Genomic DNA, 20656 nt, shown 5'->3' on the forward strand with positions numbered 1-20656 from the left:
AGCCTTTGCGGTTTACAAAAAAAAGGAAACCTTAAACCGTGTATTAATTTAACAATCATAAAAAAATTAAATCAGATCTAAAAAATTAGATTTCTTTTGCCTAGAAACAGGTATTTGGTCGTCTGACTTTAGCACCAAATAACCATCTGTTTTTACATATTCTTTTATTTTATTAATGTTCACAATATAAGAATTATGAACTCTATAAAAGTTTTCTAATGGCAACAAACCATCAACCTCTTTTAATTTTTTGGTAATTACCACTTTCTTTCCTTCCTCTAAATATATTGTACTGTAGTTACCGTCAGACTCAGCATACAAAATCTCATCACTATCTAAAAACAATAATTTTCCATCTGTATTTAAGGTAATTCTTTTGTTTATGACATTAGAATTAAAGTCCAACAGCAAACGTTCTAGCCTATCTATTGTTCCATTCTTTTGGTTGTACTTTTTTATTTTGGCAATGGTATCATTTAAATCGTCTGTATCTATAGGTTTTAAAAGATAATCTATAGCCTCATTTTTAAGTGCTTTAATTGCATATTGGTTGTAAGCTGTGGTTATAACGACGGGGAAATCTCTCTCCTTTATTTTTTGCATAAACTGAAAACCATCCATAACAGGCATTTCAATATCTAAGAAAAGACAATCTGGACTACTAGTCTCTAAATAATTTAAGGCTTCATAAGGATCCGTAAAAGATGCAACAACTTTAATCTCATTACTAAAGTTAGTTAATTCCCATGTTAAACTTTGGATTGCTTTTATTTCGTCGTCAATAATAACAGCTTCAATCATATTCGTAGGATTTAATAAAAGTAAAAGTACAATCTATTCCCTAAAACAAATTTATTTATGTGTGTTTGGACAGATATAAAGTATCATTTGTATAAAAAAGTGTATAAAACATACAATTCATACATTTTTTCTAGCCATTTATACATTGTGAACATAAAGATTAACAAATGATTATAAATTAGCATTAAAATTAGACAATGGTCTTGTTTCTATCAAAAATTAATAATTAGAATGTTATGAAAAAGTGTGTTCTTATGTTTAGTCTATTAATAGTAACAATAGTTATTGCATCTATAACAGAGAAAAAAAACAAAGTACTAAAAGAAGAAACTGCATTTAAGACAACAAATAACAGTTTAGATTCTTTATTGGCAAATACTAACAAATAAAAAAAGTATGATACCACCAAACTAAGAGTTTACGATTCTATAGGAATTTATGTTAAAAAACAGAACATAAAACTGTGTAAAAGCAGCCTAACTCTAATTATAAGTGTTAAATGATTTTATTGCAAATGGTTTAAAGGTTTCGGGGGGAACTACCTGAATCATATTAATTCTCATTTTCATTATTAGAGCAGAATCGTAAAGTTTGGTGCGTCATAAATTGCTACTTCACTAACAAACAACACTTCTAGATAATATACTTTTTGGTTTATTTTTTTACTTCTTTTTTAAGTTTAAAAAACTAAAAAAACATATAATTTCTGCAAAGGCAACAAACATCACTAGCGAGCACACATGTCAACAATTTGTGTTAAAAACTTTGAACCTAAAACAACAAAAACACCTTTAATATGTGCCCACATTTTACAATCTTTGTAGTCCCCCAAGGTTAAGGAAATATTCTCCTTAAATTTTTAAAACAGTTATAATCCATATTTAAATTATGTCAACAGCAATAGAACCTATTTTAGAGAAAAACGAAGATAGATTTGTAATTTTCCCTATAAAGCATAACGATTTATGGGACTGGTACAAAAAATGTGAAGCAAGTTTCTGGACTGCTGAAGAAATAGATTTGCATGCAGATCTTAACGATTGGAATAATAAGCTTAATGACGATGAGCGTTATTTTGTAAAACATATTTTAGCTTTTTTTGCTGCTTCTGATGGTATTGTAAACGAAAACTTAGCAGAAAACTTTGTTAGCGAAGTACAGTATGCAGAGGCTAAATTCTTTTATGGTTTCCAAATTATGATGGAGAACATACATTCTGAAACATACTCTTTATTAATTGACACATATGTTAAGGATGAAAAAGAAAAAGATATCTTATTTCATGCATTAGAAAACTTCCCTGCTATTAGAAAAAAAGCAGATTGGGCTTTAAAATGGATAGAATCTCCTAGTTTTGCAGAGCGTTTAATTGCTTTTGCAGCTGTTGAAGGAATTTTCTTTTCAGGATCTTTCTGTTCTATTTTCTGGCTTAAGAAAAGAGGTTTAATGCCAGGACTTACATTCTCTAACGAATTAATTTCTAGAGACGAAGGTTTACATTGTGACTATGCAGTACACTTGCATAACCACCACTTAATAAACAAGGTGCCTAAAGCACGTATTACAGAAATACTTGTAGATGCTTTAGACATAGAGAGAGAATTTATTACAGAATCTCTACCTGCTAGTTTAATTGGTATGAACTCTAAATTAATGACACAATATTTAGAATTTGTAACAGACCGTTTACTAGTAGAATTAAACTGTGATAAAGTTTACAACTCTACAAATCCATTTGACTTTATGGATATGATATCTCTTCAAGGAAAAACAAATTTCTTTGAAAAAAGAGTAGCCGAATACCAAAAATCTGGTGTTGCCAATAACAGTGGTGATGAAGATTCTCAGAAAATTAGTTTCGACGCAGATTTTTAAAAATTAGAACCCAATATTTTTTAGAATTTACTTCTAAAAAAAGCATTATAAATAACCAAATTGTTGAGCCCCACACGACTCGACCTAACCAACGTATCACTAAAAACAATTGTAGCATGTATGTAGTAAAAAGAGACGGCAGAAAAGAATTAATAATGTTTGACAAGATTACGGCAAGGGTTCGTAAGCTTTGTTACGGACTTAACCCGCTAGTAGACCCACTAAAAGTGGCAATGCGTGTAATAGAAGGTTTATATGATGGTGTTACAACATCAGAACTAGACAATCTAGCTGCAGAAATTGCAGCAACAATGACTACGTCTCATCCAGATTATGCAAAACTGGCTGCACGTATTTCTGTATCTAACTTACACAAAAACACTAAAAAATCTTTCTCTGATGTAATGAAAGATTTATATGAGTATGTAAACCCTAGAACAGGAAAAAAAGCCCCTCTTTTATCTGATGAAGTCTTTAAAGTGATACAAGACAACGCAGAAAAATTAGATTCTACTATTATATACAACCGAGATTTTGGCTACGATTATTTTGGTTTTAAAACATTAGAACGCTCTTATTTATTAAAGTTAAGTGGAAAAATAGCAGAACGCCCACAACATATGTTAATGCGTGTTTCTATAGGTATACATTTAAATGATTTAGATGCTGCAATAGAAACGTACGAGTTAATGTCTAAAAAATATTTTACTCACGCTACTCCAACATTATTTAACTCAGGAACACCTAAACCACAAATGTCTTCTTGCTTTTTATTAGCAATGCAAGACGATAGTATAGATGGTATTTATGATACGTTAAAGCAAACCGCAAAAATATCTCAGTCTGCTGGTGGTATTGGTTTATCTATACACAACGTAAGAGCAACAGGTTCTTATATTGCAGGAACAAACGGTACATCTAACGGTGTTGTTCCAATGCTACGTGTTTACAATGACACAGCTCGTTACGTAGATCAAGGAGGAGGAAAACGTAAAGGTAGTTTTGCCGTTTATGTAGAACCATGGCATGCAGATATCTTTGAGTTCTTAGACCTTAAAAAGAACCACGGTAAAGAAGAAATGCGTGCGCGTGATCTTTTCTATGCAATGTGGATTCCAGATTTATTTATGCAAAGAGTAGAGGCTAATGCAGAATGGACACTTATGTGCCCTAACGAATGTCCTGACTTATACAAAAAACACGATAAAGAATTTGAAGAAGCCTACCTTGCTTTTGAAGCACAAGGAAAAGGAAGAAAAACAATAAAAGCTCGTGATCTTTGGGAAAAAATATTAGAATCTCAAATAGAGACTGGCACACCTTATATGTTGTACAAAGATGCAGCTAACCGTAAGAGCAACCAGAAAAACTTAGGAACAATACGTTCTTCTAACTTATGTACAGAAATTATGGAGTATACTGCTCCAGATGAAGTTGCTGTATGTAACCTAGCTTCTATTGCATTACCTATGTTTGTTAAAAATGGCGAGTTCGATCATAAAGAGCTTTTCCGTGTAACAAAACACGTAACTAGAAACTTAAACACAGTTATAGACCGTAATTACTACCCAGTAAAAGAAGCAGAAAACTCTAATATGCGTCACAGACCAATTGGTTTAGGCGTACAAGGTTTAGCAGATGCATTTATATTAATGCGTATGCCTTTTACAAGTGATGAAGCCAAGAAGTTGAATCAAGAAATTTTTGAAACTCTTTACTTTGCTGCACTTACCGCTTCTATGGAAATGGCTAAAGAACAGGGTACATATTCTAGTTATGAAGGTTCTCCAATTTCTAAAGGAGATTTTCAACATAACTTATGGGGTATTAAAGATGATGAATTATCTGGTCGTTGGGACTGGGATAAGCTACGCAAAAGTGTACTAAAAAATGGAGTTAGAAACTCTCTTTTAGTTGCACCTATGCCTACAGCTTCTACTTCTCAGATACTAGGTAACAACGAGTGTTTTGAACCTTATACATCTAACATATATACCCGTAGAGTATTATCAGGAGAGTTTATTGTTGTAAACAAGCATTTATTAGAAGACTTAGTACAGTTAGGTCTTTGGAACGAAGGCTTAAAACAGGAACTTATGCGTGCTAACGGATCTATACAGCATATAGATATTATACCGCAAGACATAAAAGAGCTTTACAAAACCGTTTGGGAACTAAGTATGAAAGACATTATTGACATGTCTAGACACCGTGGATATTTTATAGATCAAAGTCAGTCTTTAAACTTATTTATGGAGAACGCAAACTACTCTAAGTTAACTTCTATGCACTTTTACGCTTGGAAAAGCGGACTTAAAACTGGTATGTACTACTTAAGAACTAAAGCTGCTGTAGATGCTATTAAATTTACATTAGATAACAGCAAGAAAAAAGAGATGCCTATTAGCGTTGCTGAAGAAGCAGAAATAGCAGCTGTAACAGCAGCTCCTGCTGCTACCGAAGTTAAAGTTAGCCCAATAGCAACTGCAACAGACGTAGATGTAGCACCTATGAGCGCCGCAGAAATGAAAGCTCTTATAGAACAAGCTAAAGCGGGTGAAGCAGATGACGATTGTCTAATGTGTGGCTCTTAAGACATAAAAATCTATGAACACCTCTCGTTATGGACGAGAAAAAAATTACCTCAACTATGCTCTTCCCCCTATAAAGCATAGCTTGAGGTTTTTTATTTTTGTTTCTTAAATAATTAAACAGAAAACAAAAAGCGTCATTAAAAACCACTTAAACAGTAGTTCTTAATGACGCTTTTCTATATCTATATAAAAGCTAAGCTGTTGCTATCGCTATTCTTTTTTCAACCTAGGCCTAATAATTGTTGAATAAACCAAAGCTGATGTGTATACGATTAATAAAATAAAATAATTCTCCATAGTAGTAGGTCATTAATGCCGTTAATTCAGATATTGAGTTAACAACAGGTTAAATATTCGTTATGAAAATACAAAAAGATTACATACAACCAAACAAAACCACACTTAATCGATAAATTTTAGCACAATTTAACTTTTGTTCACTCTTTTCAACCCCTTTTCAAGTTTAATATAAAAGAAAAAGCTACACCGTATGGCATAGCTTTATACTCTTTACAATGTAAATAATAGTCTATAAAAACAAATCTACTTGTTTATAAGCATCTATAACAGCACGCTCTCCTTCCTTATTTGGTTTAGAATTACCGTGCTCCATACCTAAAATACCTGCAAATTTTTTCTCGTGAATAAATTTAAATACATTCTTATAATTTATCTCACCAGTAGTCGGTTCTTTTCTACCTGGATTATCACCTATTTGTATATATGCAATCTCATCCCAACTAGCTTCCATATTAGGAATTAAATTACCTTCTTGTATTTGCTGATGATAAATATCAAACAAAATTTTACAAGATGGAGAAGCTACAGCTTTGCAAATTTCGAATGCTTGTGGAGACTCTGTTAAAAACAATCCCGGATGATCCCTAAAGTTTAAGGGCTCTAACACCATAGTTATACCGTGCGGCTCTATAATGGCAGCAGCCTGCTTTAAAGACTCAATTACATTCGCTGTTTGATACCCCATAGAAAGCCTTAAATCTACGTGACCAGGCACTACAGTCATCCACTTAGCATTAACACGCTTAGCAACCTCTACAGAGCTTTTAATCTCAGCTAAAAACTTTTCTCTAATAGCTAAGTCTCCAGAAGCCAAACTTGGTTTTTTCCAAGAAATTTCATGCGCTACAAACACACCCATGTCTATACCCAAACGCTGCATTGTTTTAGCTAACTTTTCTTGAGTCGCTACATCGCGCTTGCGCATGTTATTATCTTCTAAAGCAGCAAAACCTTCGTCTGCCATAAAACGCAACTGATCTTCTAAACTATCTGCATGACTAGCAAACATTCCAAAATGTGGCGCATACTTTAAATTAAAACTATGCTTAGCTACACTATTTACAGAAGAAGCATAGCTATAAGCACTACCTAAAGCAATAGCACCAGTTATTAATGCAGATTTTTGCATAAAGCTTCTTCTCTTCATTTTAGCTATTTTAAATTATAAAGCCCAAGCCTTACCTCCTGTTAATTCTTCAACAGTACCACAAGCAACATATTTACCTGGTATTGGATCAAAATCTAAAAAGTTTTTGGCAATTTCTTCGGTAGTTTTATACCCGTGAATTGTCAATCCTCTAAGTTCTTGCGCAAATGCAATGGCAGCAGAATTATCATCTAACTTAGCAACTTCTCCATTCGCTATAGCTTTGTTATAATTTTTAAGCGCTAAATCTTTAGCTTCTATTTGTGCATCTGTAAGCTTTAAACAACTAGCCAAGGTCTTCTCAAGCTCCTCAGCTGTTAAGTCAGATGCAGTTTCTTTACCTGCACTTTTAGTAGCTAAGGCCATAAAACTAGCCATTTTAGCTTTAAAAAGATCTTTCTCTACCTGTGTATTAGAAACATTTATATATTGATCTACAAAAAGATGAACTTTTGCTTCTGATGCAGACGGAGAATCTGTTTTTGGAAGTATAATATCCATAAGGGTTACCACAACACTACCTTCTTCTTGCGAAAAAAATTCTGGAGTAAAAGCAATTCCTGTATCGTTTTTACAACTCTGTACTATACTAATTAGGGTTGGCACAGCTACAACATAGCCTAACGACAAACCTAGGTTTTTAAGTGCTAATCTTCTATCCATTATAATAATCCTTTTTTAAGTTGTTCTGCAGCATGATGTGCTGCCCTTGCAGTAAAAGCCATATATGTTAATGAAGGATTAACACATGAAGACGAGGTCATAAAAGAGCCATCTGTAACATATACATTTGGCACAGCATGTACTTGGTTATGTTTATTAAGCACAGATGTCTTTGGGTCGTTACCCATACGAGCTGTACCCATTTCATGAATACCTAAACCTAAAGCTCCTATATTATCATAAACACTTACATCTCTAAATCCAGCAGATTTTAACATTGCTGCTGCTTGCTCCTTAATATCTTCACGCATTTTAAGTTCATTTTCTTTAAACTCAGCATCAAAAGTTACTGTTGGCAACCCCCAGTCATCTAATTTATTATAATCTAGCGTAAATCTATTATCTTCATAAGGCAAAACTTCACCAAAGCCCATAATACCCATTGTCCATCCTCCAGGTTTTAACACAGCTTCTTTTAAATCTTTACCATAAGCAGTTTCAGCAATTAACTCTTCCCAATTACCTCTACTTGCGCCTCCTTGGTAACCAAAACCTCTTATATAATCTTTACGATCTGTATCTCCTCCTAAGTTTCTAAACCTTGGAATATAAACTCCGTTTGCTTTTCTACCAGAGTAATATTTATCTTCAAAATCATCTAACTTACCATTTGCACCACAACCTAAATGGTGATCCATAATGTTTCTACCTAATTGATCTGACTCATTACCCATTCCATTAGGAAAAGTATCAGATTTAGATTGCATTAATATAGATGTTGAAGCAATAGCAGAAGCACACAAGAAAACTACTTTGGCTTTAAATACTATTTCTTCTTTGGTTTCTTTATCTATAACTTTAACTCCAGTTGCTTTTTTAGTTTCAGGATCATAAACAACCTCACTAACAATAGAATCTGTTCTAAGCGTTAAATTACCTGTTGCCTCTGCAGTAGGTAATGTAGAAGAATTACTACTAAAGTATGCTCCAAATGGGCAACCTCTACTACAACGGTTACGATACTGACACTTAGATCTTCCGTCTCCTCCAAATTTCTTATCACTGGTAATGTGGGCAACTCTACCAGCAGTAATAACACGGCCGTTAAAATTTTCGGCAACACTTTCTTTTAATTTCTCTTCAACGCAATTAAGAGGCATCATTGGCTCAAACTTACTATCTGGCAGTTGTGGCAAGCCTAAGCTTTCTCCAGAAACACCAATAAAAGTTTCAACCCTATCATACCAAGGCTCTATATCTTTATAACGCACAGGCCAATCTACACCATGACCATCTTTTTTATTGGCTTCAAAATCTAAATCGCTCCAACGGTAACTATGCCTACCCCACATTATAGATCTACCACCAACATGGTAACCACGCATCCAATCAAAACGTTTAGTTTCATTATAAGGATGCTTTAAATCATTAACAAACCAATGCTTAGTATCTGCATTTGTAGTATAACCAGTTCTAGATTGCTTAAGCTGCTTGGCTTTTTCCTCTGGAGATATTGCCCCGTTGTTTGGTAAATCCCAAGATTCTTTAAACGCAGTAGGGTAATCATCTCTATGTTTTACCATTCTACCTCTTTCTAGAATTAAAGTCTTTAATCCCAACTCGCATAATTCTTTGGCAGCCCAACCACCACTTATACCAGTTCCTACAACTATAGCATCATAAGACTCCTGTTCTTCATTATAATAAAATTTGCCCATTCTTTGCGTTGTTTATTTCATAATTTTCTCAAATATAAAATAAATTTTCTACATTTAAACCCTGTAAATATTGAGGGTAACGTACTATAACGTTATAGTTGATGTAAATTCCTAAAAATTAAATAACTAAAAAATGAGAGTAAAAAACCTAGTTAATCAAAGTGTAAAATACCCATTAATTTTACTTGTTTTTTGTTTTGCGTCTTGTAAGGATGCTCCTAAAAAAACTGAAGAGGTAAAAGATGTAGTTGCCACAAATGCAGAAGCAGACAAAAAACCTTTCTTTAAATTATCTTTAGCACAATGGTCTTTACATAAAGATGTATTTGATAATGACGCAGATCCATATTCTTTTGCTGAAAAAGCTAAAGAACTAGGATTTTCTGGTTTAGAATATGTTAGTGCTCTTTATAGCGACGTAAAAGAAGCAAACTATTCTGATGAGGCAATGGCAAACTTTGTTGCTAAATCTAACGAAGAAGCTAAAAAACACGGAATGACAAACGTGTTAATAATGATAGACGGACAGGGAGATCTTGCTTTAGCAGATGCTGCTGAACGTAAAAAAGCTGTAGAAAGCCATTTTAAATGGGTAAAAGCAGCTGCAGAAATGGGATGTCACGCAATACGTGTAAATCTTGCCGGTGCATCTGAAGAGCAAGAATGGATTGCTAGTTCTGTAGACGGATTAAAACAACTTGGGACTTTTGCAAAAGAACACAACATAAATATAATTGTAGAAAACCACGGTGGTTTATCATCTAACGGTAAATTACTTTCTAACGTTATGAGTAAAGTCAATATGGACAATGTTGGTACATTACCAGACTTTGGAAACTTCTGTATTAAAAAATCTGAAACTGGTTGTGACGAGATGTATGACATTTACAAAGGTGTTACAGAATTAATGCCATACGCTAAAGCAGTAAGTGCTAAGTCTTATAATTTTGATGCTGACGGAAACGAAACTAAAATAGACTACGCTAAAATGCTACAGATTGTAAAAGACGCGGGTTATACTGGTTTTATTGGCGTTGAATATGAAGGTGATGAAAAAAGCGAACAAGATGGTATTATTGCAACTAGAGACTTACTAGTTAATGCAGCAAAAAACCTAAAATAAGAGACATACTAAAAGAAACTTTTATGAGCAAAAAAATTAGACTTGGTATACTAGGCGGCGGCGGAGATTCTTTAATTGGAATTTTACACAGGGTTGCTTCTTTTATTAACGACAACTACCAAATAGTTGGTGCTGTTTTTAATCCAGACTTTGAAACTAGTGTTAATTTCGCTAAAAAAATTGACATACCTACCAGTAGAATTTACAAAGATTTTGACACACTTATTGAAGAAGAATTAAAGCTTCCTAAAGAAGAAAGAATACAAGTTTGTTCTGTTCTAACTCCTAATTTTTTGCATTTCCCTATGGCAAAAAAGCTATTAGAAAATGGGTTTAACGTTATTTGCGAAAAGCCAATGACAACAACCTATGAAGAAGCTAAAATTTTACAGGCAACCCTAGAAAAAGCTGGGACTGTATTTGCTGTAACTCATACTTACACTGGCTACCCAATGGTACGCCAAATGAGAGAAATGATTAAAGCTGGCGCAATTGGAAACATACAAAAAGTAGATGCGCAATATTATCAAGGTTGGATTAACCCAATTATACATGAAAAAGACAAAAGATCTTCTACTTGGCGTTTAGATCCAGAAAAATCTGGGATCAGCTGTTGTATGGGTGATATAGGTGTACACGCATTTAATATGATAGAGTACACCACTGGTATGCAAATTAAATCTTTATTGGCAGATTTAAATTATTTGTATGATGATAATAAGATGGATATTGACGGTACAGCATTAGTACGTTTTAACACCAATGCAAAAGGCGTTATAAGAACAAGTCAAATTGCTACGGGTGAAGAAAACGGATTAGTTATAAAAGTATATGGTAATAAAGGTGGCTTAAAATGGGAACAAGAAAATCCTAATTATTTATACGTTTTAAGTGAAGACAAACCATTACAAGTATACAAACCAGGACACGCTTACAATTCTGATTTATCTCTAGACGGCACAAAATTACCTCCAGGACATCCAGAAGGTATTTTTGATGCAATGGCAAATATTTACTTAGGTGTATCTAGGGCTATTAGAGGAGAAAAATATAATGATGGTGAATTCCCAACTATGTTAGATGGTGTACGAAGTCTTAATTTTATAGAAAGTAGCGTAGCATCTCATAACCAAGGAAATATTTGGGTAGATCTAGATTAAAAATCTACTACATCCTAAAAAACAAAAGCCACACTTAATAAGTGTGGCTTTTGTTTTATGAAATAAAATTTATTTAGAAAACTTTCTCGAACTCTTCACAAACAACAATCATACTTTCTGTTGGTTCACGTTTAAATTCTGCTAATTCTCTTTTGTAATATCCTAAATGGGTAGTTTTCCAATATGTTAAACTTTTATCGCCCTCTCCTTCTTTTTGCGCATATGCTTCATCTACACTAAACAAAGGTTTAAATTTTACTGCCGTAGTACGAATTATGCATTTTGCTTGTCCGTCCCAATCGGTAACAACTCTAAAATCTCCTATTTTAGGCAAAGATTCTTTACGCAATTGCAAACCCAATAAAGAATGAGTAGTTGCTTTTTTTACGCCTTTTTCAACAAGAGCAACACATTCATTTGCGTCTTTTTCATTGTCACAAAAATGCTCCACTTTTGGGGCTTCTACAAAAGCATCTTCCAAATGCTTATCTAAATAATCTCCCCATAAACTTTTAGCCGATCTATTGTTTTCCACAGATATACATTTATATTTTTATTCTATTTAAGATTTTATGTTGTTCGTCGCACAAAACCACTCAATTCGTATAAAAAGATACACCAAATCGTTTACTAATTATTATATTTATGACTTGAGTTCTTCTTCTTAAGAATCTTAAAAACTAAACGTTAAATATAGCATTAAATTACCTAATATAAACACATTAAATGAAGACAATAAAAGGTCCAGCAATTTTTTTAGCGCAATTTGTAGATAGTAAAGCACCTTTTAATTCTTTAGAAGGACTCTGCAAATGGGCTGCGAACTTAGGTTACAAAGGAATACAAATACCAACATGGGAATCTTTTCTAATAGATTTAGACAAAGCTGCTGAAAGTCAAGAATATTGTGACAATCTTAAAGCAAAAGTAAATTCTTACGGTTTAGAAATTGCAGAATTATCTACACATTTACAAGGACAATTAGTTGCTGTACACCCTGCATACGACGTTATGTTTGATGGTTTTGCACCAGAACATTTACATGGCAATCCTAAAGCAAGAACAGAATGGGCTATAGAAACAGTTAAAAAAGCAGGTACCGCCAGTAGAAGATTAGGTATAAAAACACACGCTACTTTTTCTGGGTCTTTACTTTGGCACACAATGCACCCTTGGCCACAAAGACCACCAGGATTGGTAGAACTTGGCTTTGAAGAATTAGCTGCAAGATGGTTACCAATATTAGATCATTTTGACAAAGAAGATGTAGATGTTTGTTATGAAATTCACCCAGGAGAAGACCTGCATGACGGCGATACTTTTGAACGCTTTTTAAAAGCTACAGGCAACCATAAGCGCGTAAATATTTTATATGACCCTAGTCATTTTGTACTACAACAACTAGATTACATTGCCTTTATAGATCATTACCACCCATACATAAAATCGTTTCACGTAAAAGATTCTGAATTTAATCCGACAGGGAAAAAAGGAGCTTTTGGTGGGTATAATGACTGGATAGACAGAGCTGGGAGGTACCGTTCTTTGGGAGACGGACAAATAGATTTTAAAACTATTTTCTCTAAACTAACCCAATATGGTTGCGATGTTTGGGCTACTATGGAATGGGAATGCTGTATTAAAAGCCCTGAACAAGGAGCAACAGAAGGCGCTATATTTATTAAAGATCATATTATAGAAGCTACAGAAAAAACATTTGATGATTTTGCTGGTACTGAAACAGATAAAGAAATGCTTAAAAAAATGTTAGGCATTTAATATAAAAACAAACAATTACTACTTATGAAAAAATATCTTTTATTATTTTCTATTTCTGTGCTTGCATTTAGCTGTAAAGACAAAGAAGAAAATTCTTCTGAGAAAAAAGAAGAAACAGCTGAAGTTACCACAAAGCAAGAAACTAAAGATGACGAATGGACTGTACTTTTTGACGGTACCAACCTAGATAATTTACAATTATATGGAAATGATAATTCTATAGAAAATTGGAAAATAGAAGAAGACGCTTTGGTTTTTCATCCACCAGCAGAACGACCAAAAGACACACACTATAACTTGGTTACAAAAAAAGAGTATACCAGCTTTGTACTTTCTATAGATTGGAAAATATCTGAAGGCGGAAACAGTGGTATTTTCTGGGGAATTAAAGATGATGGCACTTACGGACAACCTTACGAAACAGGCCTAGAAGTACAAGTTCTTGACAACGAAAAACATCCTGACGCTAAAAATGGCACAGATCGCCAGGCTGGTGCTTTGTATGATATGGTTGCACCAAACAAAGATGTTACAAAACCAATTGGCGAGTGGAACACCGCTGTAATAACAATTAACCATAAAACCAACACTGGAAGCTCTGTGCTAAACGGAGTTACGGTTGCTGAGTTTCCTTTAAAAGGTAAAGAGTGGAATTCTTTATTAGAGAATTCTAAATTTAACGGTTGGGATGGTTTTGCTAAATACAAAACAGGAAAAATTGGTGTACAAGATCACGGAGATATAGTATCTTACAGAAATATAAAAATTAAAGAATTAAACTAAGGATGAAAAAAATTATCTGGTCTCTTTTAGGACTACTTATTATAAGTTGCCAAGAAAAAGCAGCAGTAGAAACTCCTGAAACCAAATCTGAGGTAGACTATATTACCTACGAAGAATACAGTGGCATAGAACCTACAAAACCTGAAGAAACAGAACTATACAAACCCGTACCGCCAACGGTTACACCAGCAAAAAATAACGCAGCACCTAGTGATGCTATTATCTTATTTAATGGTGACAATTTAGACCAATGGGTTAACGCAGATGGCAAACAAGCTCCTTGGAATGTTGATAAAGAAGGTGGTTTTTTTACAGTAAAAGACAAATCTGGAGACATTAAAACCAAAAAGGAATTTGGTAGCGTGCAACTACACATAGAGTGGAGATCTCCTGTAGAAGTATTAAGAGACGGACAAAACCGTGCAAATAGCGGTGTTTTTCTTCAAGATAGGTACGAGATTCAAGTACTAGACAATAATAACAACGATACGTATGTAAACGGACAAGTTGGCTCTATATACAAGCAACATATTCCGCTTGCAAAAGCATCTGTACCAACAGGAGAATGGAACACTTACGATGTTGTATACCACGCACCAGAATTTAATAAAGCTGGTAAAAAAATAAAATCTGGAACATTAACACTTTTACACAACGGAGTTCTTGTTTTAGACCACGTAGAAATTAAAGGAACAACACCTTACATTGGCTGGCCTAAAAACGAAGCTCACGGTAAAGCTCCTTTAAGGTTGCAAGATCACGGAGACAATAGCAGAGTTAGCTACAGAAATATTTGGATAAGAGAACTATAAGCACCTTAATATCTAGCATAAAAAATTATATAAAAATCTGTCTGTTACCACTAGACAGATTTTTTTTATGTTTTTTTTACAAATTAGTGAAATAGAGTTATTAAGATAAGCTCTTAGTCTCAACTAGTATAGTTTATTTATATTTGCATAAAATTTACAATATATGATTCAGTCCATGACCGGATTTGGAAAACACGTAGTGCAACTTCCATCAAAAAAGATTACCATTGAAATTAAGTCTTTAAACAGTAAAAGTTTAGACCTAAATGCACGTATGCCATCTGCATACAGAGAAAAAGAATTGGAGTTACGCAAAACTATTGCGAACGGTTTACAAAGAGGTAAAATAGACTTTAATCTTTATATTGAAAGTACTGGAGCAGACACTTCTTCCCAAATTAACGAAGTAGTTGTTAAACAGTATATGCAACAATTAAAAAACATTGCAGACGGTGATGATGTAAAGCTTTTAGAAATGGCTTTACGTTTACCAGATGCTATGAAAACCGAGCGCGAAGAGATTGACGCAAAAGAATACAAGGCAATACAAGACACACTTACTGAAGCTTTAAAAGAAATTAATACTTTTAGAACTGAAGAAGGTACTGTTTTAGAACAAGATTTTAAACAACGTATTTCTTCTTTAGAAAGTTTATTAGAACAAGTTCTTGCAATTGACCCAGACAGACAAGCTGCTTTACGCGAACGTTTACACAAAGCTGTAACCGACTTAAAAACAGAGGTAGACCAAAACAGGTTTGAGCAAGAGTTAATTTACTACTTAGAAAAGTATGATATTACTGAAGAAAAAGTACGTTTAGCAAACCACCTTACTTATTTTACTACAACTATAAACTCGGACGATTCTAATGGTAAAAAATTAGGATTTATTTCTCAAGAAATAGGACGAGAAATTAATACAATTGGCTCTAAGGCTAATTATGCACCAATGCAACAATTGGTTGTACAAATGAAAGATGAGCTAGAAAAAATTAAGGAACAAATGCTAAATGTTTTATAATGAAAGGCGGTAAACTTATTATATTTTCAGCGCCATCTGGTAGTGGCAAAACAACTATTGTAAGACATTTATTAGAAAAAAAAGAGTTAAACCTAGCTTTTTCTGTTTCTGCAACATCTAGACCAAAGAGAGGTAAAGAAAAACACGGAGAACATTACTATTTTCTATCTTTATCTCAGTTCAAAAATCATATTAAAAATGATGATTTTTTAGAATGGGAAGAAGTATACAGAGATAATTTTTATGGTACTTTAAAAACAGAAGTAGAACGTTTATGGGCAGAAGGCAAAAATGTTATTTTTGACATTGATGTTGTTGGAGGACTGCGTATTAAGAAAAAATTTCCTGAGCAAACTCTAGCCGTTTTTGTTAAACCACCAAGTATAGATGAGCTTAAAATAAGATTAAAGAAACGAAGCACAGAAAGCGATGACAAAATAAATATGCGCATTGCAAAAGCGTCTGTAGAATTAGCTACTGCACCACAGTTTGATACTGTTATTAAAAACTACGACTTAGACACAGCTTTAGCCGAAGCAGAAAAATTGGTTGCTGATTTTATTAGCAAGCCAAATCCTGAAAAAGAAGCATAATATGAAAAAAGTAGGGTTGTATTTTGGGACATTTAACCCAATACACATAGGACATTTAGTTATTGCAAACCACTTAGTAGAATTTACAGATTTAGACGAAGTTTGGTTTGTAATAACACCTCAAAGTCCGTTTAAAACAAAACAATCCTTACTAGACAACCATCATAGATACCAAATGGTTTTAGAAGCTACGGAAGAATACCCTAAGCTAAAACCGTCTACAATAGAATTTAATTTACCGCAACCCAATTACACAACACACACACTGGTTCATTTATTAGAAAAATATCCAAGTGGTTATGATTTTTCTTTAATTATGGGTGAGGACAACCTAAAGAGTTTTCATAAATGGAAAAACTATGAGGTTATTTTAAACAACCATAATATTTACGTTTACCCAAGAGTTTCAAGTGGCAATGTAGAGCATCAATTTAAAAATCATTCTAAAATAAAAACTGTAGAGGATGCTCCTATTATGGAAATTTCATCAACTTTTATTCGTAAAAACCATAAGCTAGGAAAAAACATTACACCGTTATTACCTAAGGCTGTTTACAAATATATGGATGAGATGAATTTTTACAGATAAAAGATTAATTAATACTTCTGTACTCATTAACCATTGCTATAAACTCTAACTCTAACTTAAGAGGAGACCCTTCTGCAGCAACTTCTGGATGTTCATCACCATAATCAAAATCGTTATTAGCAATACGTAATTTTAAACTAGTTAACCCTTTAAGTATATTACCAAGATGGTTACTAAACTTAGAGATAACAGGCATTGGCTTACCAAATTCTTTTACAATTAAATCTTGGTTACTTTTTAAATCTTCCAAAACAATATAAGCAGCTCTAAGTTCTTTAATTTTTTCATTTATAAGACCAAACTCCAAAGTCAATAATTGATCTACGTCTCTGCCTCCTATTTCGTTTAAAATAGCCTCTGTAGCGTTTATTGCTGTAAAAAGATTGTATTGCACAACAAGCTCTTGTTCTTTGTACTTATCCTTTTCATACTTTTCTACATTGTCTTGCAACCTATAAAATACAACAGACATAGTATCAAAAGCTACAAAGTAATTTCTATAAGCCTCTAACAAACTAACTTCAGCCTTTTGGCTAGAATTTAAATCTATTTCCTCCGACTTGTCTTTACTGTAATAAGCATCTAAATTATTAATTGCTTTATTTAAAATTTCTGATGTTCTATATACCATTAGCATATTAGCATCGACCTTTTTTATAGCTGGCTTTTGAACAATAGCAGATTTTAGAAAATTTAGTGGTTTTATAGGCAATCCTATTTTATCACTAAGCTTGCTATTTTTTTTAAGTTCATCACTAAGACTTTGCCAACTTAAGTAATTGGCATAAGATTTACGAACTTTATCATCATAGGTATTAAAGAAATCTATATATACATTGTATTTAGCAACAAAAGACGTGGAATTATAAAAGACTTCTTCATTTACAACCTCAATATCCTTTTTACCTGAGGAAAAAGGCTCCAAAGAACTTGTAAATGTATGCAACTCCTTGTCCTCCTCTTTTTGTTTTACATCTTTGCAGCTTACAAAAACAAAAGCAATTAAACAGGTCTGTACAAGGTAGTTCTTCATATCTTTTTTTTAGTGTCGTGCAAAAATAAACAAAGTTATTGCGTTAACTATCACGACTTACCGTGATAATTTCGGTTATTATAAACAATCCTGTTATTTATTAACTTTTCACTAACAAATTCACCATTATACATTTATTATCTTGTGAGCCTAACAAACCACTAATGAAAAAAATACTATTATTTAGCTTAGCAGCCACCTTTTTGTCTGCTCAAAGCATTTCTGCCCAAAAAAAGAAAAAATCTAAAAAAGGGAAAACAGAACAAGTAGCTCCTGCTCAGAAAACCAAAAAAGGAGATATTAAAAATTACAGTCAAGTAGTAACCAAAGATGCTATTACAGATGAAGGACTTTTTAAAGCACACAAAGTAGATAAAAAATTCTTGTACGAAATTCCTTTTGACAAGCTAGATAAAGATATGCTTTGGGTTACCAGAATTGCACAAATACCAACTGGTTTAGGCGGTGGTTATATGAATGCAGGTTCTAAGACCAACGAACAAATGGTGCACTGGGTTCGTTTTCAAGACAAGATATTATTAAAAGTAAAATCGTACAATAACATTGCAGATAGTACCAAAGCCATTAGCGCATCTGTACGCGTTAACAATTACGAGCCTACTTTATTTGCTTTTGACATTGAAGCTTTTAGCACCGATTCTACCAGTGTTGTTATAGATGTAACTAACCTGTTTAGCACAGACGTACCTGCAATAAGCGGATTATCTAGCAGACTAAGAAAAACATACAAAGTAAAAAGGTTAGATCCACAACGTAGTTTTATAAACAGCGTTAAGAGTTTTCCTGAAAACATAGAAGTAAAACAAGATTTTACCTACTCTGCATCTGAACCGTCGACTTTAAGATCTACAGAATCTATTAGCTTACAGATGAATCAGTCTATGATTTTACTTCCAGAACAACCAATGCAACCACGTATTTTTGATCCTAGAGTTGGATTCTTTACTGTTAGTCAGTTTGATTTTGGTAGCGATGAGTTAAAGGCAGACGAAAAAACATATATACGCCGTTGGAGATTAGAACCTAAAGACCCCGCTGCATATGCAAGAGGAGAATTAGTAGAACCTGTTAAACCTATAGTTTACTATTTAGACCCAGGCACACCTGAAAATTTAAAGGAATACATTAAGCAAGGTATTGAAGATTGGCAAAAACCATTTGAAACTGCAGGTTTTAAAAACGCAATTATTGCTCGCGATGCCCCTACTCCAGAAGAAGATCCAGAGTTTAGCCCAGAAGACATTAGGTATTCTATGATACGCTATGTTGCTAGCACAACTAGAAATGCTGTTGGACCAAGTGTATCTGACCCTAGAAGTGGAGAAATTATAGAGAGTGATATTATTTGGTACCACAACCACCTACGCAGTTACAGAAACAGATACTTATTAGAAACTGGAGCTGCTAACCCAAGCGCTAGAACTCTTAAAACAGAACCAAAAGAAATAGGAGATATGATGCGTATGGTAATTGCCCACGAGGTTGGCCACGCATTAGGTTTTCCTCACAATATGGCTGCTAGTTATGCCTACCCAGTAGATTCTTTACGAAATGGAGAGTTTACACAAAAAAATGGTATTGCTGCTAGTATTATGGATTATGCACGTTACAATTACATAGCACAACCAGGAGACAAAGGCATTCGTTTTATTAGGCAAATGGGACCATATGACCATTACGTTACCAATTGGGGTTACCGCTATTTAACAGCTAACTCTCCAGAAGCCGAAGTTGCTACATTAAATAAATGGGTTTTAGAAAAAGCGAATGATCCTATTTATAAATTTGGAAAGCAGTCTAGTAGCTTTGATCCTCAATCACAAACGGAAGGTCTAGGAGACGATCCAGTAAAAGCAAGTACATACGGAGTTAAAAACCTAAAGTATGTTGCAAAAAACCTTAGTAGCTGGACATCTGACCAAACTAATAACTATGATGATTTAGAAGAATTATACGGCGAATTATTAAGCGTATATAGCAGATATACAGGACACGTAGTAACTAATATTGGCGGTGTTTTTGAAAACTTAAAAACACCTGAGCAAAAAGGATCTGTTTACACACCTTTAAGCAAGGCAAAACAAAAAGAATCTATGCAATGGCTACAAGACAATGTATTTAGCACTCAGTCTTGGTTAGTAGATAATAACATTCTACAAAACATAGATTATGCTGGCTACCCAGAAAACTTAAGAAAAGTACAAGCTAGACATTTAGGAAGCCTTTTAAATGCAGATCGTATTGGAAGGTTATTAGATGCAGAAACTACTAGCAAAACGTACTACAGCGCATTAGAAATGCTAACAGATTTACGTAAAGGTATCTGGAAAGAAGCTTACACAGGTAGAAATGCAGATATTTATCGTAGAAACATACAACGCACATACATAGAACGTATGGAAGCCTTATTAACTGCTGAAAACGGTAGAAGATCTAGTTTTGATGTTGCAACATCTGATGTTAGTTCGCTAGTTCGCGGTGAATTAAAAACATTACGTTCTAAATTAAAACTTGCTAAAAACGGGAATGTAAACACAATAACTCGTTACCATTATGAAGATGCTATTGCAAAAATAGATCAAGCATTAGATCCTAAATAGGAGTCATTACAAAACACAAAAAAAAGCGCAATTTTACAAAAGAT

General features: G+C 33.7%; 18 protein-coding genes. 12 read left to right on the plus strand and 6 right to left on the minus strand.

All coding sequences use genetic code 11. The features are described 5' to 3' along the window. Positions 1–66 precede the first annotated feature (66 nt). A complete protein-coding gene (locus BT107_RS09780) occupies positions 67–801 on the minus strand; it encodes a LytR/AlgR family response regulator transcription factor (protein ID WP_072303597.1) in 735 nt (244 codons plus the stop codon). 236 nt (positions 802–1037) lie between these two features. Between BT107_RS09780 and BT107_RS17530 the strand changes: the two genes are divergently transcribed. From BT107_RS17530 to BT107_RS09790, 3 genes are all read left to right on the plus strand, one after another. Next, positions 1038–1190: a hypothetical protein gene (locus BT107_RS17530; RefSeq protein ID WP_170854724.1), complete on the plus strand. Its 153-nt coding sequence runs from the start codon at positions 1038–1040 to the stop codon at positions 1188–1190. Between the two features lie 499 nt (positions 1191–1689). Beyond that, positions 1690–2676 carry a ribonucleotide-diphosphate reductase subunit beta gene (locus tag BT107_RS09785; RefSeq protein ID WP_072303598.1) on the plus strand — a complete coding sequence of 329 codons (987 nt, stop codon included), beginning with the start codon at positions 1690–1692 and terminating at the stop codon, positions 2674–2676. Between the two features lie 116 nt (positions 2677–2792). After that, complete coding sequence (locus tag BT107_RS09790; protein ID WP_072303599.1) at positions 2793–5270, plus strand: ribonucleoside-diphosphate reductase subunit alpha; 2478 nt, start codon at positions 2793–2795, stop codon at positions 5268–5270. Between the two features lie 529 nt (positions 5271–5799). On the opposite strand, the gene BT107_RS09795 is transcribed toward BT107_RS09790, so the two are convergent. Genes BT107_RS09795 through BT107_RS09805 form a run of 3 tightly spaced genes read right to left on the minus strand, consistent with a single transcriptional unit; the run spans position 5800 to position 9098 of the window. Beyond that, on the minus strand, positions 5800–6717 hold the full coding sequence (locus tag BT107_RS09795) for a hydroxypyruvate isomerase family protein (protein WP_072303600.1): 918 nt from the start codon (positions 6715–6717) through the stop codon (positions 5800–5802). Positions 6718–6732: 15 nt separating this feature from the next. Next, positions 6733–7380 carry a gluconate 2-dehydrogenase subunit 3 family protein gene (locus BT107_RS09800; protein ID WP_072303601.1) on the minus strand — a complete coding sequence of 216 codons (648 nt, stop codon included), beginning with the start codon at positions 7378–7380 and terminating at the stop codon, positions 6733–6735. After that, on the minus strand, positions 7380–9098 hold the full coding sequence (locus BT107_RS09805) for a GMC oxidoreductase (protein ID WP_072303602.1): 1719 nt from the start codon (positions 9096–9098) through the stop codon (positions 7380–7382). Before BT107_RS09805 ends, BT107_RS09800 begins: the two co-directional genes overlap by 1 nt. Positions 9099–9231: 133 nt before the next feature. On the opposite strand from BT107_RS09805, the gene BT107_RS09810 reads away from it, so the two are divergent. Together BT107_RS09810 and BT107_RS09815 are read left to right on the plus strand one after the other, a co-directional pair. After that, positions 9232–10221, plus strand: a complete 990-nt coding sequence (locus BT107_RS09810) for a sugar phosphate isomerase/epimerase family protein (RefSeq protein WP_072303603.1) — start codon at positions 9232–9234, stop codon at positions 10219–10221. A 23-nt stretch (positions 10222–10244) separates the two neighbouring features. Next, positions 10245–11381 carry a Gfo/Idh/MocA family protein gene (locus BT107_RS09815; protein WP_072303604.1) on the plus strand — a complete coding sequence of 379 codons (1137 nt, stop codon included), beginning with the start codon at positions 10245–10247 and terminating at the stop codon, positions 11379–11381. Positions 11382–11454: 73 nt separating this feature from the next. Here the strand turns inward: BT107_RS09815 and BT107_RS09820 are convergent, their stop codons facing one another. Then, positions 11455–11916, minus strand: a complete 462-nt coding sequence (locus tag BT107_RS09820; RefSeq protein WP_072303605.1) for an ASCH domain-containing protein — start codon at positions 11914–11916, stop codon at positions 11455–11457. Between the two features lie 191 nt (positions 11917–12107). Between BT107_RS09820 and BT107_RS09825 the strand changes: the two genes are divergently transcribed. The 6 genes from BT107_RS09825 to nadD all read left to right on the plus strand — a co-directional run bounded on the left by BT107_RS09825 (position 12108) and on the right by nadD (position 16958). Next, complete coding sequence (locus tag BT107_RS09825; protein ID WP_072303606.1) at positions 12108–13160, plus strand: sugar phosphate isomerase/epimerase family protein; 1053 nt, start codon at positions 12108–12110, stop codon at positions 13158–13160. A gap of 24 nt (positions 13161–13184) precedes the next feature. Then, complete coding sequence (locus tag BT107_RS09830; protein WP_072303607.1) at positions 13185–13943, plus strand: 3-keto-disaccharide hydrolase; 759 nt, start codon at positions 13185–13187, stop codon at positions 13941–13943. A gap of 2 nt (positions 13944–13945) precedes the next feature. Beyond that, complete coding sequence (locus BT107_RS09835) at positions 13946–14755, plus strand: 3-keto-disaccharide hydrolase (RefSeq protein WP_072303608.1); 810 nt, start codon at positions 13946–13948, stop codon at positions 14753–14755. 163 nt (positions 14756–14918) lie between these two features. Further along, positions 14919–15776: a YicC/YloC family endoribonuclease gene (locus BT107_RS09840; RefSeq protein ID WP_072303609.1), complete on the plus strand. Its 858-nt coding sequence runs from the start codon at positions 14919–14921 to the stop codon at positions 15774–15776. Further along, entirely contained in the window at positions 15776–16369 is a 594-nt protein-coding gene (gene gmk, locus BT107_RS09845; RefSeq protein WP_072303610.1) for a guanylate kinase, read from the plus strand. Before BT107_RS09840 ends, gmk begins: the two co-directional genes overlap by 1 nt. A gap of 1 nt (position 16370) precedes the next feature. Next, positions 16371–16958 (plus strand): nicotinate (nicotinamide) nucleotide adenylyltransferase, encoded by a 588-nt coding sequence (nadD, locus tag BT107_RS09850; protein ID WP_072303611.1) that lies wholly within the window; start codon positions 16371–16373, stop codon positions 16956–16958. Between the two features lie 4 nt (positions 16959–16962). Here nadD and BT107_RS09855 read toward each other — a convergent pair whose 3' ends face one another. Beyond that, positions 16963–17991: a DUF3829 domain-containing protein gene (locus BT107_RS09855; RefSeq protein WP_072303612.1), complete on the minus strand. Its 1029-nt coding sequence runs from the start codon at positions 17989–17991 to the stop codon at positions 16963–16965. Between the two features lie 164 nt (positions 17992–18155). On the opposite strand from BT107_RS09855, the gene BT107_RS09860 reads away from it, so the two are divergent. Then, positions 18156–20612 carry a zinc-dependent metalloprotease gene (locus tag BT107_RS09860; RefSeq protein ID WP_072303613.1) on the plus strand — a complete coding sequence of 819 codons (2457 nt, stop codon included), beginning with the start codon at positions 18156–18158 and terminating at the stop codon, positions 20610–20612. Positions 20613–20656: the final 44 nt, after the last annotated feature.

This window comes from Cellulophaga fucicola (assembly GCF_900119145.1).
GTDB classification, from domain to species: domain Bacteria; phylum Bacteroidota; class Bacteroidia; order Flavobacteriales; family Flavobacteriaceae; genus Cellulophaga; species Cellulophaga fucicola.

Bases quoted from the DNA above. Each gene is read 5' to 3' on its own strand.
- BT107_RS09780 (WP_072303597.1), bottom strand. From the start codon at position 801: ATGATTGAAGCTGTTATTATTGACGACGAAATAAAAGCAATCCAAAGT.
- BT107_RS17530 (WP_170854724.1), top strand. From the start codon at position 1,038: ATGAAAAAGTGTGTTCTTATGTTTAGTCTATTAATAGTAACAATAGTT.
- BT107_RS09785 (WP_072303598.1), top strand. From the start codon at position 1,690: ATGTCAACAGCAATAGAACCTATTTTAGAGAAAAACGAAGATAGATTT.
- BT107_RS09790 (WP_072303599.1), top strand. From the start codon at position 2,793: ATGTATGTAGTAAAAAGAGACGGCAGAAAAGAATTAATAATGTTTGAC.
- BT107_RS09795 (WP_072303600.1), bottom strand. From the start codon at position 6,717: ATGAAGAGAAGAAGCTTTATGCAAAAATCTGCATTAATAACTGGTGCT.
- BT107_RS09800 (WP_072303601.1), bottom strand. From the start codon at position 7,380: ATGGATAGAAGATTAGCACTTAAAAACCTAGGTTTGTCGTTAGGCTAT.
- BT107_RS09805 (WP_072303602.1), bottom strand. From the start codon at position 9,098: ATGGGCAAATTTTATTATAATGAAGAACAGGAGTCTTATGATGCTATA.
- BT107_RS09810 (WP_072303603.1), top strand. From the start codon at position 9,232: ATGAGAGTAAAAAACCTAGTTAATCAAAGTGTAAAATACCCATTAATT.
- BT107_RS09815 (WP_072303604.1), top strand. From the start codon at position 10,245: ATGAGCAAAAAAATTAGACTTGGTATACTAGGCGGCGGCGGAGATTCT.
- BT107_RS09825 (WP_072303606.1), top strand. From the start codon at position 12,108: ATGAAGACAATAAAAGGTCCAGCAATTTTTTTAGCGCAATTTGTAGAT.
- BT107_RS09830 (WP_072303607.1), top strand. From the start codon at position 13,185: ATGAAAAAATATCTTTTATTATTTTCTATTTCTGTGCTTGCATTTAGC.
- BT107_RS09835 (WP_072303608.1), top strand. From the start codon at position 13,946: ATGAAAAAAATTATCTGGTCTCTTTTAGGACTACTTATTATAAGTTGC.
- BT107_RS09840 (WP_072303609.1), top strand. From the start codon at position 14,919: ATGATTCAGTCCATGACCGGATTTGGAAAACACGTAGTGCAACTTCCA.
- gmk (WP_072303610.1), top strand. From the start codon at position 15,776: ATGAAAGGCGGTAAACTTATTATATTTTCAGCGCCATCTGGTAGTGGC.
- nadD (WP_072303611.1), top strand. From the start codon at position 16,371: ATGAAAAAAGTAGGGTTGTATTTTGGGACATTTAACCCAATACACATA.
- BT107_RS09855 (WP_072303612.1), bottom strand. From the start codon at position 17,991: ATGAAGAACTACCTTGTACAGACCTGTTTAATTGCTTTTGTTTTTGTA.
- BT107_RS09860 (WP_072303613.1), top strand. From the start codon at position 18,156: ATGAAAAAAATACTATTATTTAGCTTAGCAGCCACCTTTTTGTCTGCT.